We start from the raw sequence: 15345 nt of genomic DNA on the forward strand, positions 1-15345 counted from the left end.
CGGGGGCTCCGGCCTTCGTGGACGCTCCAGCGAGCGAAGCCGTTCCCCTACGCCGCCCAGCCGAGTCTGGCCTACCGGGACCGCGCACGGACCGCCTCACCGAACTCCTCCCGACCGCCGCCGATGTCCCCCGTGATGCCTCCATCGTCCTGGGCAGCTGGGCCGTGGCGGCATTTTCACGGGGCGGGTGTGTAGGTGACGGTCTGGTCGGGACAAGCTGCGGCGAGGTCGTTCAGGGCGGCGTATTCGGTGTCGTCGGTGGTGAGGTTCCAGCGGAGGGTGGCGGTCCATTCGGCTGCGTACCGGCAGAGGACGTCGGTGGCCGGGGGCATCCACTGGGCGGGGTCCTGGTCGGCATTGCTGCGGTTGGAGCGGGCGGTGACCGCGACGAGCGACGCCTCCTGGCCCTGGTCGTTGGCGTAGGCCTCGCGGCGCTGCGCGGTCCAGGCGGAGGCGCCGCTGTCCCAGGCTTCGGCCAGGGGCACCATGTGGTCGATGTCCAGGCCGGAGGCGGACGTCACCGTCATCTGGTCGTAGTACGACCACCAGGTGCCGCCGGTGATCCGGCACCTGGGGCCCACGGTGGGTGCTTCGACGGCTTCGGCGATGAGGACTTCGCTGCGGGTGGTGCAGCCGTCGGCCGGGTCGTCGCCGCCAGTCCAGTGCTTGAACGCCTCGCGCGTGTAGCCGTCGCGGGACTCGGTGGCCAGCGGCAGGTTCGCGACGGCCTCGGCGAGCGGAACGGTCTCCGCCGCGTGTGCGGGCGGGGCGGTGGTGAGGGACAGGACGGCGAGCAGCGCGGCCGGCAGGCCGCGCAGCAGAGCAGTACTCATGCACCTGTTGGTAGCGGCCCACCTGGGGCGCACATGCCGGAGACGGCGGTTGCGCCCCTCGTGTGAGTGCAATGGTCGTACCAGAGAAACGGCACAGCCGGCTCTATGGAGCGTGTGGTCACGCGGCGAGGGTGTCCCGCAGTTCCCATAGGCGCGTTCGCGGTGGTGTGGGTAGAGATGGATGCGATTCCAGGGCGCGGCGGCGTACCAGGCTGGTGCGGTGGCGCACTGTCTGAACATGTTGGTGGCCGGAGCGGGTTCCGCCTGCGGCGGAGAGAAGTGGAACCAGAAGCGGAACCGATGCAGCTGTGCGGACACTTGTTGTTGTGGACTTCCTATTGCATGAACGGGTCCGGTCTGGCGATCGGACGGCGTTCGCCGAGATTTTCGACGAGCATGCGCGTGTCGTCTATGCCCATGCGATCAGGACGACGGGTGACTGGACCCTAGCCGAGGACGTCATGTCCCTCACCTTTCTGGAGGCCTGGCGGCTGCGCGACAAGCTGCGCGAGGAAGTCAGAAGCGTCCGGGCATGGCTTTTGGGCATCGCGACCAACGTGATGCGCAACATTGCCCGAGCGGCACGTCGGCATCGGGAGGCGATGTCCCGTCTACCACCGCCGGAAGCGTTGCCCGACTTTTCAGACGAGGTGGTCGGCCAGATGGCCGACGCTCAGCGGCTGGCCGCCGCAGCCCGAGCGTTGCAACGTCTGAAGCGGACCGAGCGCGAGGTCTTCACCCTGGTCGTCTGGTCCGATCTGGGATACGCCGCAGCCGCAGAGGCGTTGGGGATCCCTGTAGGCACCGTACGTTCCCGGCTCTCACGAGCGAGAGAGAAGCTGCGCCAGCTCGTCGAGGAGGAGCTTGTATCAGATCCGCATCGTGTGGAACTGCGCACCGACAGCGGACACATATCGCAGAGCGGGGAGGCCGCAGCCCGCCCTTCCCACAGGAGGAGTGCACGATGAGCCTGGAGCAGCGGGAACAGTCCGAGCGTGAGCAGGCGAGCCGGATGCTGCCTCCGGCTCCCTACCCGGAGCCGGCACCCCGACGAGTTGAAGCCCGCCGTGAGCACTTCTTGACCGAGATCGACCGGCAGGCGCGGTCCCGCTCCCCCCGCGGGGCACTGCGGTCGAGAGGACGCTGGGGGCTGGCACTGGGCGCGGCAGTGGCTGCTGGAGCGGCCGTCGTCGTTCTCACTCTCAACTTCGGCTCCCCTGGAGCTCCGCCCAACGTGCCACCGGCTTCTGCAGCGTCGGTCGAACTGCTGGAGAGAGCGGCTCTGGCCGCCGCTACGACGCCGCAGACGAAGGTACGCGCCGGGCAGTACTCATACGTGAAAACGGTCGGCCACACATCGGTGCTGTCCGAGACCAAGTCCGGCGAGATGCAACTCCTGCGCGAAAACGAGGCCATGGAGCAGTGGACCTCGGTGGACGGCAGTGAACAGACTCTGCAGCGCAAAGAAGGCAACGACAAACTGCTGCCTGGCACTCCGGGCCGAGGCAATCTGAACGCACCGACCTACAATTTCCTGGCTGCCCTTCCAACTGATCCTGACCTCCTGCTGAAGCAGATCCGCGACGACGCTGAGAAGAATCACGGAGCCGGTTCCGACTCCACGACTGGACCGGACCAGGAAGCCTTCGTCACGATCGGCGACTTGCTGCGCGACGGGGTGAGTCCCCCCGAGACCACTGCGGCCCTCTACCGTGCCGCTGCCCTCATTCCCGGAGTCGACGTCGTCCCCGACGCCGTCGACGCGGCAGGCCGAAAGGGGATCGCCGTCGCCCGAACACACGACGGCGAACGCACGGAGTGGATCTTCGACAAGAGTACGGCCCGGCTGCTGGGTGAACGCACAGTCCTCCTGGAGGACAACGCCTGGGGCAAGGTCGGCACCGTCGTCACCTCCGTCGCCGTCATCGGCAGCGGCATCGTCGACGAGGCCGGACGAACCAACTAGAGGACCGAAAGGTTCCGCAACGCAGCGCAGTACATCAATGACAGTGAGCATGCAATGTCGAACATTAGGACGGTTGTGATCGGGAATTCGACATTCTCGATCACAACCGCACTCAAACAACAGAGCCTGCTGTGGGATCCCTGTGACGCATCGACACACAAACCTCACAGGAGTAACAGCATGCGCACTGCACGCGTCCTCGTCCCGGTCGTTGCCGCCCTCTGCGCCTTGGCAACGAGCGCGACGAGTGGATCGAGGACGAGGCTGCGGTGATCCGGTACGGCAAGGACGGCATCTACCGGGTGCGGCCGCCCGGCGGTCTGGTCGCCGCGCGCTTCCGCCACTACGAGGCACGGTCGGGGATGCCCTTGCTCCATGACCATCTGCTGCTGTCCGTGAAGGGGCAGCGGCTGGACGGGAAGTGGGGGTCGATCCACACCCTGGCCCTGCACGAGAACACCGTGGCCGCCTCCGCGCTCCACAACGAGCTCGTGGCCGCTGAGGTTTGCGAGGCGCTGGGGCTGGCGACCGAGCCGCGCGTTGTCACCCCGGGGCGCCGGCCTGTGATGGAGATTGCCGGGGTGCCGCACGAGCTGATCCGCTTCACCTCCCGGCGCAGTGACCAGATCGCCGCCTGCCTGGCAGAGCTGGAGCACGAGTACGTCACCGCCGTCGACGACGACGGTGAGCTGAAGTTCCTGCCCGTGGTCTCCGAGCGGGCCCGCGCCAAGCTGAACGGGGTGGCCGCCCGCAAGACTCGCCCGCCGAAGCAGTCGGCCCGGCCGCTCGCGCAGCTGCGCGCGTGGTGGAAGGCGAGCGCGATCCTCACCTCCGGGGTGGCCGTCGACGTCATCAACTCCCTCCTCGAGTACGCCCGCGCTGCGGCTGCGGCTGCGGCTGCGGCTGCGGCGATCCGGGCCCGGGTCGCCGCCGTGGTCGATGTGGCCCTGGCGGCCGTCGACGTCGCCGCGACGGTGTTCGTGATGAACGAAGGCGGCCGCTTCCACCGTCGGCACCTGCTCGCCGAAGCGATGGAGAGGGTGGTGCGCATCGTGGTGCGCACGGATGGACTCGGTGCGCACCGGGTGGATGCGCACCACCGCACCAGGTGCGCATCCACCCGCACGGTGGTGCGGCTACCGGTGCGCATCGGGTGCGGAGTGCACCGCGTGGGCCAGCACCAGGCGCTCGTCGCGCATCGCCTCCAGGGTGTCGGCGGTGTCCGCGTGGTCGGGGTCCGGGATGACGTTCACCGTGAACCGGATGATGGTGCGGGCGATGCCCGGCACCGCCGTGGTGGGGGAGTCCCGCGCCCAGTCCCGCAGCGCGGACAGCAGCACGCACCCGACCTCGTCCAGCGCGAAGGAGTCCGCGCAGGGGTCGGCCTCCCCGTCCACGGCCGTGACGGGCCAGACGATGTCCTCTGCCAGCCGCAGCATGACGAACGCCAGCTCCGGGTCCGCTTCCGCCCGCCCGGTGACAGCGGCGCCGCCGCCCATCTGGAGCGCCTGGAGGTAGTCGAAGCCCTGCTCCACCTGCTCCGGCGTCAGCGGCGTGCGGGGCGGGATCAGGTTCGGCATGAGGTCTCCTCAACTGTCGGTCGCCGCGGGGATCACGACGACTCCCAGCAGGTTCGGACGGTCGGCCTGTGGACAGAGTCCAGAGATTTCTCCCTGCTCCACCGGATGGGGCGAACTGAGACGGTCGGCGATAGTTGGCAGATGGTCGCCGGTAGTTGGCGTGTGACGCTCTGTGCGTCACGGAAACGGAACTGGAAACTACGCTGGCACCCCTTCCGTCCGTCCAAGGAGCAGTGTGCCGCCGTCCTTCGTGTACCGGATTACCAAGTACGGCCTCGCCGACCGCGACGAGCACGGCCACTACACCGGCGTCGAGGACACAGTCAGCGACCACGGACCTGTCGAAGCGGCGTATCTGGCGGCGATCGTCGCCTTTGCGGAGGCCTCGGACATCGACCGGTTGGAGATCCGCGAACCTGCGGTCACCGGCTTCATCCACTTCGGTGTGGAGCCGCCGGTTGAGGGGCACGGCCTCGGCGGCCTTTTCCCGCCCGACCTCACTGGCTACCACGACGGGGCCGAGGTCTCCCTTTCGGTCGCCCTGGAGCTGGTCCGGGCCATGCTCCGCGACCAAGGCGCTTGGTGCCGGCTGGAGGCGGGGGATGTGTTCACCGTGCATGTCGGGTGGGACCAGTATGTGTACGTGGGCAGCGATCGGCCCTGCGCGGACGCCGTGGCCCGTACACGGGAACTTGGACTTTTCGCGGAACCGCTGACGGCCTTGCCCTACGCGGCTGAGATCGACGAAGCGGAAGTGATAGAGCCAGCCGACAAGAACTTCTGGACTCGCGTGCGCACCGCGCTTGCCTCGCGGCAGACGTTGCTCCTCGAGGAGACCTACGTCTGCAACGCCGCACGCTGGCACCGCCTCACACAGGAGAATCTCGACACAGTGCGCGCCGGTCTCGGCCCGCGCGCCCGGCTGACCGTCTGGCCTGACCTGACCCCGGACGTCGGCGCGGTCCTTGCCGCGCTGCCCGAGGAGGGATCCGTGGAGTTCGTCTGGGAGGCGCAAGACGGGATGATCAGTTCCGCGATCGTCGACGACACCGAGTACCACGAGCTCGCCACCCAAGTGACCGATGCGCGAGCAGCCTGCGTCTTGCCCTTGTCCCTCGACGAACGCCACCCGCTGCTCTGTGCTGTCCTGCCGGACAGCGACGGCGTGCTGCGCGCCCGATGGTGACCCGGTTCGCGCTCAGTCAAAGGTGGACGTGAACTCCCCGTCCGAGATGGTTCCGGCGCCTGTCGCTAGGCTCCACCGCCATGCCTAGTGATCTCGGGTGCCTGAACCGTCCAGCACTGTCCCGGGCGACGTCGACGGCCACCTCCATCACCACCTCGAGTTCCACCAGGACCACCTCGAGCGTGCGCTGCGTCCCCCACCCTGCCGAGAACGTCCACCCCTGCCACGGGTGCGAACCTCTCGGTGGGGCCAGCACGGCGGCCAGGGCGCGGCTGGCGGCACGGGACAGGGTTGTGCTGCGCCCGGTGTACTGCAGGCGGCCCGCAGCGTCGTAGCGGCCCAGCAGCACTGTTCGGGGCGCCGCTGGTGCCGTGACCGGGAAGGTTCACCGGCTCTGGCCGTAGAGTCTGGTCTGTGTCAGTTGACCAGGGGCAAAGTCCGCGACCGATCGACCAGTGCCGGGACCTCCAAGACGTCCTGGACCAGATCCGGCTGCGCCCCTCCATGTGGGTTCGCCAGGGACGTCTGCGGGACTTGCAGAACATCTTGATCGGCTATGCCACGGCTTTGTCCGTTCACGGGGTCGAGGAGCCTTTCGTCCTTTCGCCCGGTGGCCCGTTCGCCGAGTGGTTGTGCGCTCGTCGAGGCTGGTCGATGTCTTGTGGCTGGGCTGATGCCATCGAGCGGCATGCCGATGGAGAAGACCCGCTGACGATCTTCTTCCATCTCTTGGACGAGTACCGGTCTGCCTCCGGGTCTGAGCCCTGATCGTCCGCTGTCGGCGCCGACCGGCTCGAGTGTCAGGCTGCGGTTGCCCTGGCCTGTCCGCCCCAGCGGATGCCCTTCTCGCTGCGGATACGCGCACGTTCCTTGCGCTGGGCGGTGAGCACGTCGGGGTGGCGGGCGTTGGCGTTGCGCCAGCGCAGGTAGCGGTGCAGGGCCTGGGTCTGCGCGGGGTGGCTGCGATGGTTCGAATTCGCCAGGGTGAACTGTCGCAGTGGGCCGAAGTGGGCCTCGATCGGGTTGGCCCAGGAGGCGTAGGTCGGGGTGAAGCACAGTTCGATCTTGTTCTTCTGCGCCCAGCGGCGGATATCCGCGCCGGTATGGGCGGAGAGGTTGTCCCGGATGATGTAGATCGGCGCGCCGTCGGGCCGGGCGGCGCGGATCGACTTGAGCGCGGCCAGGCTGTTAACGGTGCCCTTTCGGCGGCAGTTGACGCCCCACAGACGGTCGTCGCCGACGGAGTAGCAGCCGTGGAAGTAGGTGACACCGTGGGTGCGGCGGTAGGTCGCCGGTAGCCGGTTTGGCTTGCTCTGCTCGGCCGAGCAGGAGCCTGTTGTGGGTCGGATCCCCAGGGGCCCGAACTCGTCGAAGGCGAAGACCCGGCCGGGAAGCGGTCCAGCACCTGCTCGATGCGGTCGAGCTTGGTCTCGCGTTCGGGGTCGGGCGACTCCTTCCAGGTCTTGGTGCGCTGGAAGGTGACGCCGCGGCGCAGCAGCAGACACCGTACGGCTTCACGGCTGATACGGATGACGCGGTCGTGCGCGCGGCGCAGATAGGCGGCGAGTTTGCGGATCGACCAGCGGGTGAAGGGCTGGCCGAGCTTGGTGGGGCGGGTCGTGGCCGTCTGGACGACGAAGTCCTCGTCGTCATTGCTGAGCAGGCGGGGGCGGTCTCCCGCCCATCGAGGATCCAGGCAGGCCAGGCCGATCTCGTTGAACCGGTGGATCACATCTCGCACCGTGTCCCCGTCGGCCTGGACCAGCTGGGCGATAACCGGGACCCGGTTCCCGCCGGCGGACGCCAGCAGCATCCTCGCCCGCCGGTAGCGCACCGAGCCGGTGCTGCCCCGGCGCACGATCTGCTGCGATTTTTGCCCCTCCTGGTCGGTCAGTCTGCGCACCCGCACAGGCTCGGCCACCACACCTCCAGCAGTCGGAACGGACGTCACCGCACATCCAACCGCTCCAACCACCAACCCGGCGAACCTACGTGGTCACAGCACTAGGTCTTGTCCCGTAAATGATCTACGGCGTGCTGGCTGACCTGCTCGTCTTCTCGGTCACCCGGTGAGGGCGAGGTTGTGCAGACGGGCGATGCCGAGCATGGCGTAGTGGACGCCGTCGCCCTTTAGGCGGCAGTCGCGAAGGATCTTCCAGGTCTTCATTCGGGCGAAGGTGTGCTCGACACGGGCGCGGACTTTGCGGTGGGAGGCGTTGTGTTCCTCCTTCCAGGCCGGAAGTTCGCTCTGGCCTTTCTCTCGGCGGTGTGGGATGACCAGGCCAGTGCCCCGGTAGCCGCCGTCCGCGATGACGGTGGTCATGCCGACGGCGGCTTTCGCCCCGGACAGTTTCCATGCCTTGCAGTCGTTGCGGTTGCCGGGTAGCGGTCGGCCGACGGCGACGACCAGCCGGGTGTCGGCATCGATGACCACCTGGTGGTTGGTCGAGTACCGGTAGTTCTTCGACTGCTCGGCGATAGTGTGGTCACGGGTGGGGACCAGGGTGCCGTCCACGATCAACACGGTGCCCTTGTGGAACCGCTTTCGCTGCTGGAGCGCGAGCGCGGGGCCGAGGTGGTCGACGATGCGGTCAGCGGCCGACTTCGACACCCCGAACAGCGGTGCCAGCTGCCGCAGTGTCAGGTTGGTCCGCCAGTACACGGCGTCCAGCAGCACCCGGTCCTCCAGCGGCAGGCTCCACGGCCGGCCCCTGCGCACCGGGTCCGCACCTTCGCGCCGCAACGCGGTGACGAGCTTGCCGAACTGACGCGGACTCAGCCCGGCGAACGAGGCTATCCAGGAGGGCTCCGACACCCTGATCACAGCAACCATGATGTGATCATCTCGTGGTGCTCGTGGGATGGGGCCCGTGACGCTCCCCTGACTACTCGCCGACGGTTTCGTCGATCGCTTCGCGTAGCAGGTCAGCGTGGCCGTTGTGGCGTGCGTACTCCTCGATCATGTGGGTGAGGACGTAGCGGAGCGAGATGGTCTCGCCACGGAAATCGACGGTGTCGTCGAGGGAGTTGAAGGATGAGGTGACGGCGCGGGCACGGGCGCACTCCTCGCGCCAGACCGCGAACGCCTCACCGACGTCGGCGTCCTCGACCTGAAACTCGGCGAACGTGCCGTCGATCTTGCCGGGCCAAGGCATCTTGACGTCCTCGACGTTCATGATCCAGCGGAACCAGCTCCGCTCAACGGAGGCCACGTGCCGCACCAGGCCCAGGAGCGTGAGCCCCGAGGTCGGGATCGCCTTCTGCTTCAGCTGCTCGCTGGTCAGGCCCGCGCACTTCAGGGCCAGGGTCGCCCGCTGGTAGTCGAGGAACGAGGTGAGCGACGCACGGTCGTCGGCCACCTTTGAGGGGTGAGTGCGCTCGTCATCGTTCACCAGGTGATCATGGCAACGATCCGCTCTCGCAGGCCACCCCAGGTCCGCAGAGTGGACACCGATGCCCGCCTGCCCTATCGATGCTGAGGCCGGAGATCAATTGCGGGACAACCTTTAGGGAGCCGGTGACGGCGCCGATGATGGTCTCGGTTGGCTTTGTTCGTTAGTTGCGACAGCAGTTGTCGATGAGTTTGAGCAGCACTTACCGATCTTCGGCGCGTTCGTTGTTCAGCAGTTTTGACGGCAGCCGAGAGTAGGTGAGTCGGCCCGCCCTGCAGTCCGACTCCGTGTGGTCGCTAGGTTCGGATCATGACGATCACGTATGAGTGGCGAGGCGACGTCGACAACTCAGCTCTCAATGCGCTGCATGCCGAAGGGTTCGATCATCCGGTCGGGCAGACGGACTGGCGTGAAAGGCTTCAACGTCACAGCCTCGGCTGGGTCTGCGCCTGGGAGGATGATCGTTTGGTCGGCTTCGTTAACGTCGCCTGGGACGGCGGCGTCCATGCGTTCGTCCTGGACACAGTCGTAGCTCAGCGCAATCGTTCGAACGGGGTGGGAGCCGCGCTGGTCAAGGCGGCTGCTGATGGATGCCGTGCTGCAGGGTGTGAGTGGATGCATGTCGACTTCGAAGAGCACTTGCGATCGTTCTACTTCGATGCCTGCGGCTTTAGAGAGACGGCGGCAGGGCTGATCGCCTTGTGACCTTGGGGTGTGACCGAGATACGCGCCAAAGGGGCAACGGGATGATCTAGAGATCTTTAACGGTGCGGGTTACGGCATTTGAATGGCACTGCAGGCTTCAGCGAGTGGGCGTGTGAGTCGGAGAGTGGAGCGTTTTGCCCCGACGGCGCGCGGGGAGGCGGTTGGCCCTGGCGTCGAGTGGCGGCTCTGGACGTTGGTATGTCAGTGACGCCGGTTATGTTGCTGAGCATGACAAGTTGGATCAACTGCGGCGTCATAGCGTGGCTGGAAGAAGAGTGGGGCGGGGACGACGAAAGCGTCCTGGTCTACTTCAAGGGGACCGGCCTGGCCGCCATGGCCGATGGCTTGTCCGCGCACGACCGGCCGCCGTTCGCCTACGGCAACGGCACGGCACCCGGTGACTGGGGCGTGATCGTTCACCACATGTTCAACCCGTCCTGCGGCGACTTCGACGAGATCGACTACCGCGAGCTGTGCCCCCAGGGCGCTGAGCTGATGGTGTTCGTTCCCAACCCGTCCATTGCCCAGGCCCACCGGCCCAAGGCGTACCACTACAAGGACGGCCAGATATCGTCCTGCATCGACTACGAAGGCCCCGACTACGTCGGAGACTACTGGCCCAACAAGATGGCCTCCCTCATCACGGCGGCCGGACTGGACCACGAGAACGAGACCTACGAGGAGCAGCTGACCCAGCTGATCTGTGACCACCTGGGGCTGCCCGCACTGGATCGCGACACCATCACGGTGGACCGCGACCTGGTGGCCTCCTACTTCTAGGAGACCTTTCCGTTACGGAGGTTGGAGGTCGAGCGCGGTTTTGGCGATGAGTCCCTCGATGAGACGGGGGCGGTACTGCATCCGCTTCAGCCGCGTCTTCACCAGCGCGGTGAGCTGGTCGAGGCTGTGTTTGGTGAGGTTGGCCAGCGACCTCTTCAGGTGTGACCACACGCCCTCGACCGGGTTGAGTTCGGGAGCGTACGGCGGCAGTTGGTAGACGGTCAGCCATAATCGGGCATCGATCAGCTCGTGCATGGTGCGGCTGACGTGCGTGTTCAAGTTGTCCCACACCAGCACGATGGGGCCGCCGAGCTGCTGGTGCGCGGCATCCAGGAGGCGGGCGTAGTCGGTCTCGGTGAAGCCCTTGCGGCGGCCCTTGGCGGGACCACGGTCGAGGTGGATGCGGTAGATCAGCCGAGGCCGATGACCGTCTTTGCTGCAGATCAGTGCCGCCATCGAGACGCGTTTGGTGCCTGCGGCGGTGACGCGCACCACCGGGGTGTGGCCCCGGCGGCCCCACGTGCGGCCCTTGGGCGGCCTCAGGCCCTGGCCGGCTTCGTCCTCGAAGCAGACTCAGGCGCCCAAGTCCGCCGCCCTCTTTTATGGCGGGCCACTGCTCGTCCTTCCAGGCGGCGATCTTCGCCTCGTCCCGCTCGGCGGCCTTACGGGATGGGACCTGCACACTCCAGCCGATGCGGTGCAGCAACAAGTCCAGCCCGTCCAGGGTGTACTCCACGCCGAACCGCCGGCGCACGATCTCGGCGATCCTCGCCAGAGTCCAGCACTGGTCACTCCAGCCGCACGCGGCCGGGCCAGCATCCAACACCGTCTGTAACATGCGGAGTTGTTCCGGGGCGAGCTTGCAGCGGGCGCCACCGGGGCCCTTGGAAGCCAGTGCCTGCCGACCGCCCGAAGCCAACGCCCGCCGCCAGCGATTCGCTGACATCTGGGTCACCCTGAACCGTCGGGCCACCTCCCAGTCACTGGCCCCGGCTTCGATCAGGTCAGCGGCAGCGAGCCGGACTCTCTCACGACGAGTCCGTTCCTCGGCCGTCAATCCACCGCCATCGGGATACCTCATCCTTCCGGCATAGCGCGGCCCACGACAGCCGTCACGCCTCTGCGTAACCCGCACCGTTAAAGATCTCTAGAAGCCCTGAGCGCCGGGCCCGTCCTGTATTTCAGAGGAACACCTACGCTGTTCTGCCAGCGGCAGAACACCGGCCGGACCGGGCTCGACGATCACTACAGTCCAATCTCATGACGACGATTACGACGCGTACGGTCGAGTACTCGGCCGACGGGTTGACGATGATCGGGCACCTCGCGCTCCCGGCCGGTGTCGACGGCCGGCCCGCAGTGCTGCTCGGACCAGAGGGCACGGGGCTCAGCGACGTCGAGCGCCGCCGGGCCGATGCTCTCGCCGAGCTGGGATACATAGCGCTGGCCTTCGACCTCCACGGCGGGCGCTATTTGAGCGACCCCGAGGAGATGCTGGCCCGTTGCATGCCACTGCTCGCTGATCCCGACCGGATGCGGAGCATCGGCAACGCAGCACTCGACGAGTTGCGCACCGAGCCCCGGACCGACCCCGACCGGATCGCCGCCGTCGGCTACGGCACCGGGGGCGCCATCGCGCTGGAACTCGGGCGCGACGGCGTCAACCTGCGCGCGATCGGGACAGTCAACGCAACTACCACGGGCCGACCGGGCGAGGCAGCGCGCATCCGCTGCCCGGTGTGGGCCGGGGTCGGATCAGAAGACCCGATCATGCCGCCCGCACAACGAAACGCGTTCACGGCTGAGATGCAGGCCGCGGGCGTCGACTGGCGCCTCACGGTCTACGGCGGCGCCTTGCACGCCTTCCACCACCCGCCGGTCGACCACCCCGTGGTCCCCGGCGTCGGCTACCACCCACAGCACGCGCAGCGAGCCTGGCGCGACGTCGTCGACCTGCTCGCCGAGTGCCTGCCCGTGACGGAGGACCTGGGGGCATGACCCAGGCAAACATGCTGGCGCCAGGACTGGTCAGCGTCGCGCACTGACAGTCTCCTCCCCTCAAGCCCCCACAGCAGAACCCCATTCGGGCAGTTGTGCGATCGTGGAGACGTATTCACAACTGCCGCAGTAAATGCCGGTTTTACTGCGACGGAGCCCTGGCCGTAATTGTCGCGACCTGCGGCGGACCGTTCCGGCTTCCAGGGCGAGATGTACGCATTTAGTGCGGCGTCACTGTGCTGACCACGCGTAAAGCCGCATCAAGATCTACTCATTGCCCCCTTGACGCGCATCTCGGCTGAACCCCACCTTCACCTTGGGCCTCCCGGCCCTGGGGATGTGTCCGGAGGCCGGGAGGGAAGGTCTTCAGCTGGCGATGTGCTCTTCGGCTCGGGCCCGGGTGCTGGCGAGGCGGTAGGAGTCGGTGCCGGTCTCGATGATCGTGCCGTTGAAGGTGAGACGGTCGACGATGGCCGCGCAGCGGCGGGGATCGGTGAAGGTCTTGGTCCAGCCGCCGAAGGACTCGTTGGAGGCGATGGCGACGCTGTTCTTCTCCTCCCGCTCGGTCAGCACCTGGAACAGCAGCTCGGCGCCTTGGCGGTCGAGTTCCATGTAGCCGAGTTCGTCGATGCAGAGGAGATCGACACGGCCGTAGCGGGCGATGGTCTTGTTGAGCTGCTTCTCGTCGGCGGCCTCGACCAGCTCGTTGACCAGCTTCGTGGCCAGCGTGTAGCGGACGCGGTAGCCCTTCATGGCGGCCTCGGTGCCCAGAGCGATAAGCATGTGGGACTTGCCGGTTCCGGAGTCGCCGATCAGGCAGAGCTGTCCGTGGAGGAGGAGATCATCGGGTCCGGGGGCCGGATGCCCTCTGCGGCCGGGCGCGGCCGGCGCCCGGCAGGCGGCCGCGCGCGACAGGCGACGGGAAGGGGAGCTGATGGCGGGGAAGCGGGAAGAGAACCCGGCCGGGTCGTCGAACAACCTGCGTGGCGACGTGCTGCGCGTGCTCGGGGCCCGGCACACCGACAAGCTGACGCCGTCGAAGCGGAAGCAGGCCCGTACCGCCTCGCACACGGGTGCGCTCTCCGATCTGCGCAAGCACGGCCTGGCGGAGAACGGCGGGAAGATCTCAGGCGGGGACACGCTGCGCAACCTGACGCCCATGGGCCTGAAGGCCGCCTCCACCGAGCTGGGGCAGCCAGTGGGGGAGATGGGCAACCTGGCCCGTGGCGCGGGCCGCACCGGCGCCTCCCACCCGGTGGTCAACGAAGCCGTGCTCGCCCTGCTGCGCCCGAAACCGGACCTGTCTCAGCTCGCCAACGAGCTGGCTGACGTCCTCGCCGCCGCGCAGGCCACCGTCGACGCGCCCCCCGGGTTGGCCACCATCGCCTTCTACGCGACCGAGGTGGCACTGCCCGCAACGGGCACGTGGTCCAACCCCGGCAGGGGCGGCGCCCAGGCGGACATCGTCATCACCGCTCCCGAGGACGGGGTGCCGCTGCTGTTCGTGGAGATCGACAACTGCTACGAGTCCGCGCAGGTCCTCGCCGCGGAGATCGACAAGTACATGCGGTTCTGCCAGCGGAAGGTGAAGGACGTCGACGGCAAGCAACGGCCGATGTGGCGCACCCGATGGTGGGTGCCCGACGGACGGCACGCCGATGAGCCGCACCCGCCGCTGCTGCTCGTCTTCAACCGCGTCGGCCCGCGCAACCCCAATACCGTCATCGCGCAGCTGGCCGAACTGACCCAACGGCACTGGCAGGGCACCGCCTACGACGGCTTCCACATGTACGACGGCAAGCTCCCCATCGTCGTCACCGGCATGAAGCAGCTCAAGGAGCACGGCCCGGCCGGGGCGATCTTCCGGCGCTTCGGCCGCCCGCACAACCAGACACTTCTGGAGGCGATCGGCAACCCGCGCCGCGAAGCCCACGACGCCCGCCAGCAGGCCGAGTACGAAGCCCGCGAACGGGAGTACAAGGAGCAGCTGCGCCGCGTGTCGGTCTTCTATGTAATTACGAGATGAGAGCACTGCTGACCTGCTGTGCTTAGATTCCAGAGATGACATTGTGATCTTGACTGGTATGGCATCTGAACTGCTGTGGTTCATTGAGCGTGTTCTAACAGGAAGACCGGTTGAGCTTCTCAACTGTGATGCTGTGAGTAGATAGAAGATGTCGTAACTAGATAGATAGTTTCCTGACTTGGCTGTCGATGCGGCTGTGTCGTAGTTGATCTTTAGGTCGTGAGTGAGGCAGGGATCTGCCGTGCTGGCTTGCGGGTGACTGGCCGGATTGATCTGGGTGTCCCCGCGCGGTGTCCACTGTTCCTCGTCGTCCCGTCCGTGTGACGACCACGCGGCGTCAGACGGCAACATGGCAGCAGGCCACAGCCTCCGTTGGCCGAGCACTCCGCCCGACAGCACTGTGTTCCAGCAACCGAGCGACTCAACCAGCAGGCTTCAGGAAGGACAGTTACAGGGCCGCCGACCGCATCACCGTCGGCGGTCCTGCCACCGACGCCACCACCGTCGCAGACTGTGTGCCGGCCCACGCCACGCTTCGATGAACTCGTCGATGTCGCGTGCCAGCTTCGCGCCATGAGTGAGAGCCATGCTGAGAAAACCGAACAGTGCCAGCACACCGATCGTGACCTCGTCCATCCGTCCCGTCCTTTCAACAAGGCCGGACAGAGCGGGCGCGCTCAGTCCAGCCACCTACAGGTGACGAACCGAGATCGCGCCGGTGCAGCGACTCAGGGTGGTGTTTCCGGCTGCAGGCCGGGGCCGAGCACGGGGTGTTCCTTCGCTTCGGGTTGCGCAGGCCTGAGGTTGCTCTCCGCAGGAGGGGCGAGGCAAATGTGTGGCCGCCACCGGACGGTCCACCATGGGCCCTCACCGCTACTG

The 15345-nt window shown here is 67.0% G+C and carries 12 protein-coding genes and 4 pseudogenes; 8 read left to right on the top strand and 8 right to left on the bottom strand.

Features of this window, described 5'->3' with window-relative positions; translation table 11 throughout:
- Positions 1–176: 176 nt before the first annotated feature.
- Positions 177–833, bottom strand: coding sequence for an HNH endonuclease family protein (locus tag CEB94_RS40180; RefSeq protein ID WP_175436797.1), 657 nt, complete (start codon positions 831–833; stop codon positions 177–179).
- A 326-nt stretch (positions 834–1159) separates the two neighbouring features.
- On the opposite strand from CEB94_RS40180, the gene CEB94_RS40185 reads away from it, so the two are divergent.
- The 3 genes and pseudogenes from CEB94_RS40185 to CEB94_RS42445 all read left to right on the top strand — a co-directional run.
- On the top strand, positions 1160–1801 hold the full coding sequence (locus CEB94_RS40185; RefSeq protein ID WP_175436798.1) for an RNA polymerase sigma factor: 642 nt from the start codon (positions 1160–1162) through the stop codon (positions 1799–1801).
- 44 nt (positions 1802–1845) lie between these two features.
- A complete protein-coding gene (locus tag CEB94_RS40190; RefSeq protein ID WP_281292595.1) occupies positions 1846–2799 on the top strand; it encodes a CU044_5270 family protein in 954 nt (317 codons plus the stop codon).
- Between the two features lie 302 nt (positions 2800–3101).
- A pseudogene (locus tag CEB94_RS42445) lies at positions 3102–3560 on the top strand (relaxase domain-containing protein); the annotation flags it as partial.
- Between the two features lie 375 nt (positions 3561–3935).
- On the opposite strand, the gene CEB94_RS40200 reads toward CEB94_RS42445, so the two are convergent.
- Entirely contained in the window at positions 3936–4379 is a 444-nt protein-coding gene (locus tag CEB94_RS40200; RefSeq protein ID WP_175430206.1) for a hypothetical protein, read from the bottom strand.
- 235 nt (positions 4380–4614) lie between these two features.
- On the opposite strand from CEB94_RS40200, the gene CEB94_RS40205 reads away from it, so the two are divergent.
- Complete coding sequence (locus tag CEB94_RS40205; protein ID WP_175436800.1) at positions 4615–5565, top strand: RNA-binding protein; 951 nt, start codon at positions 4615–4617, stop codon at positions 5563–5565.
- A gap of 800 nt (positions 5566–6365) precedes the next feature.
- Here the strand turns inward: CEB94_RS40205 and CEB94_RS40210 are convergent.
- The 3 genes and pseudogenes from CEB94_RS40210 to CEB94_RS40220 all read right to left on the bottom strand — a co-directional run bounded on the left by CEB94_RS40210 (position 6366) and on the right by CEB94_RS40220 (position 8957).
- Positions 6366–7486: pseudogene (locus CEB94_RS40210) on the bottom strand (IS630 family transposase).
- 141 nt (positions 7487–7627) lie between these two features.
- Positions 7628–8398 (bottom strand): transposase, encoded by a 771-nt coding sequence (locus CEB94_RS40215; protein WP_175436801.1) that lies wholly within the window; start codon positions 8396–8398, stop codon positions 7628–7630.
- A 52-nt stretch (positions 8399–8450) separates the two neighbouring features.
- On the bottom strand, positions 8451–8957 hold the full coding sequence (locus tag CEB94_RS40220) for a DinB family protein (protein WP_175436802.1): 507 nt from the start codon (positions 8955–8957) through the stop codon (positions 8451–8453).
- Between the two features lie 309 nt (positions 8958–9266).
- Here CEB94_RS40220 and CEB94_RS40225 point away from each other — a divergent pair, with 309 nt between their 5' ends.
- Both CEB94_RS40225 and CEB94_RS40230 read left to right on the top strand, forming a co-directional pair.
- On the top strand, positions 9267–9662 hold the full coding sequence (locus tag CEB94_RS40225) for a GNAT family N-acetyltransferase (protein WP_175436803.1): 396 nt from the start codon (positions 9267–9269) through the stop codon (positions 9660–9662).
- Positions 9663–9890: 228 nt separating this feature from the next.
- Complete coding sequence (locus CEB94_RS40230; RefSeq protein ID WP_246112099.1) at positions 9891–10442, top strand: hypothetical protein; 552 nt, start codon at positions 9891–9893, stop codon at positions 10440–10442.
- 12 nt (positions 10443–10454) lie between these two features.
- Here CEB94_RS40230 and CEB94_RS42450 read toward each other — a convergent pair.
- Positions 10455–11523 (bottom strand): annotated as a pseudogene (locus CEB94_RS42450) (IS630 family transposase).
- A gap of 179 nt (positions 11524–11702) precedes the next feature.
- Here CEB94_RS42450 and CEB94_RS40245 point away from each other — a divergent pair.
- Positions 11703–12440 (top strand): dienelactone hydrolase family protein, encoded by a 738-nt coding sequence (locus CEB94_RS40245; protein ID WP_175436804.1) that lies wholly within the window; start codon positions 11703–11705, stop codon positions 12438–12440.
- Positions 12441–12806: 366 nt separating this feature from the next.
- Here the strand turns inward: CEB94_RS40245 and CEB94_RS40250 are convergent.
- Positions 12807–13262: pseudogene (locus CEB94_RS40250) on the bottom strand (ATP-binding protein); the annotation flags it as partial.
- 112 nt (positions 13263–13374) lie between these two features.
- On the opposite strand from CEB94_RS40250, the gene CEB94_RS41590 reads away from it, so the two are divergent.
- The gene (locus CEB94_RS41590) at positions 13375–14466 is read left to right on the top strand and encodes a replication-relaxation family protein (RefSeq protein WP_246112101.1); all 1092 of its coding nucleotides are present in this window, start codon (positions 13375–13377) and stop codon (positions 14464–14466) included.
- Positions 14467–14934: 468 nt separating this feature from the next.
- Here the strand turns inward: CEB94_RS41590 and CEB94_RS40265 are convergent, their stop codons facing one another.
- Positions 14935–15102, bottom strand: coding sequence for a hypothetical protein (locus tag CEB94_RS40265; protein WP_175430221.1), 168 nt, complete (start codon positions 15100–15102; stop codon positions 14935–14937).
- Positions 15103–15345: the final 243 nt, after the last annotated feature.

Origin of the sequence: Streptomyces hawaiiensis (assembly GCF_004803895.1) — a bacterium.
Lineage (GTDB): Bacteria > Actinomycetota > Actinomycetes > Streptomycetales > Streptomycetaceae > Streptomyces > Streptomyces hawaiiensis.

Excerpts from the sequence above, each read along its gene's own strand:
- CEB94_RS40230 (WP_246112099.1), top strand. The coding sequence starts at position 9,891 with ATGACAAGTTGGATCAACTGCGGCGTCATAGCGTGGCTGGAAGAAGAG.
- CEB94_RS40190 (WP_281292595.1), top strand. The coding sequence starts at position 1,846 with ATGCTGCCTCCGGCTCCCTACCCGGAGCCGGCACCCCGACGAGTTGAA.
- CEB94_RS40225 (WP_175436803.1), top strand. The coding sequence starts at position 9,267 with ATGACGATCACGTATGAGTGGCGAGGCGACGTCGACAACTCAGCTCTC.
- CEB94_RS40200 (WP_175430206.1), bottom strand. The coding sequence starts at position 4,379 with ATGCCGAACCTGATCCCGCCCCGCACGCCGCTGACGCCGGAGCAGGTG.
- CEB94_RS40265 (WP_175430221.1), bottom strand. The coding sequence starts at position 15,102 with ATGGACGAGGTCACGATCGGTGTGCTGGCACTGTTCGGTTTTCTCAGC.
- CEB94_RS41590 (WP_246112101.1), top strand. The coding sequence starts at position 13,375 with ATGGCGGGGAAGCGGGAAGAGAACCCGGCCGGGTCGTCGAACAACCTG.
- CEB94_RS40180 (WP_175436797.1), bottom strand. The coding sequence starts at position 833 with ATGAGTACTGCTCTGCTGCGCGGCCTGCCGGCCGCGCTGCTCGCCGTC.
- CEB94_RS40245 (WP_175436804.1), top strand. The coding sequence starts at position 11,703 with ATGACGACGATTACGACGCGTACGGTCGAGTACTCGGCCGACGGGTTG.
- CEB94_RS40215 (WP_175436801.1), bottom strand. The coding sequence starts at position 8,398 with ATGGTTGCTGTGATCAGGGTGTCGGAGCCCTCCTGGATAGCCTCGTTC.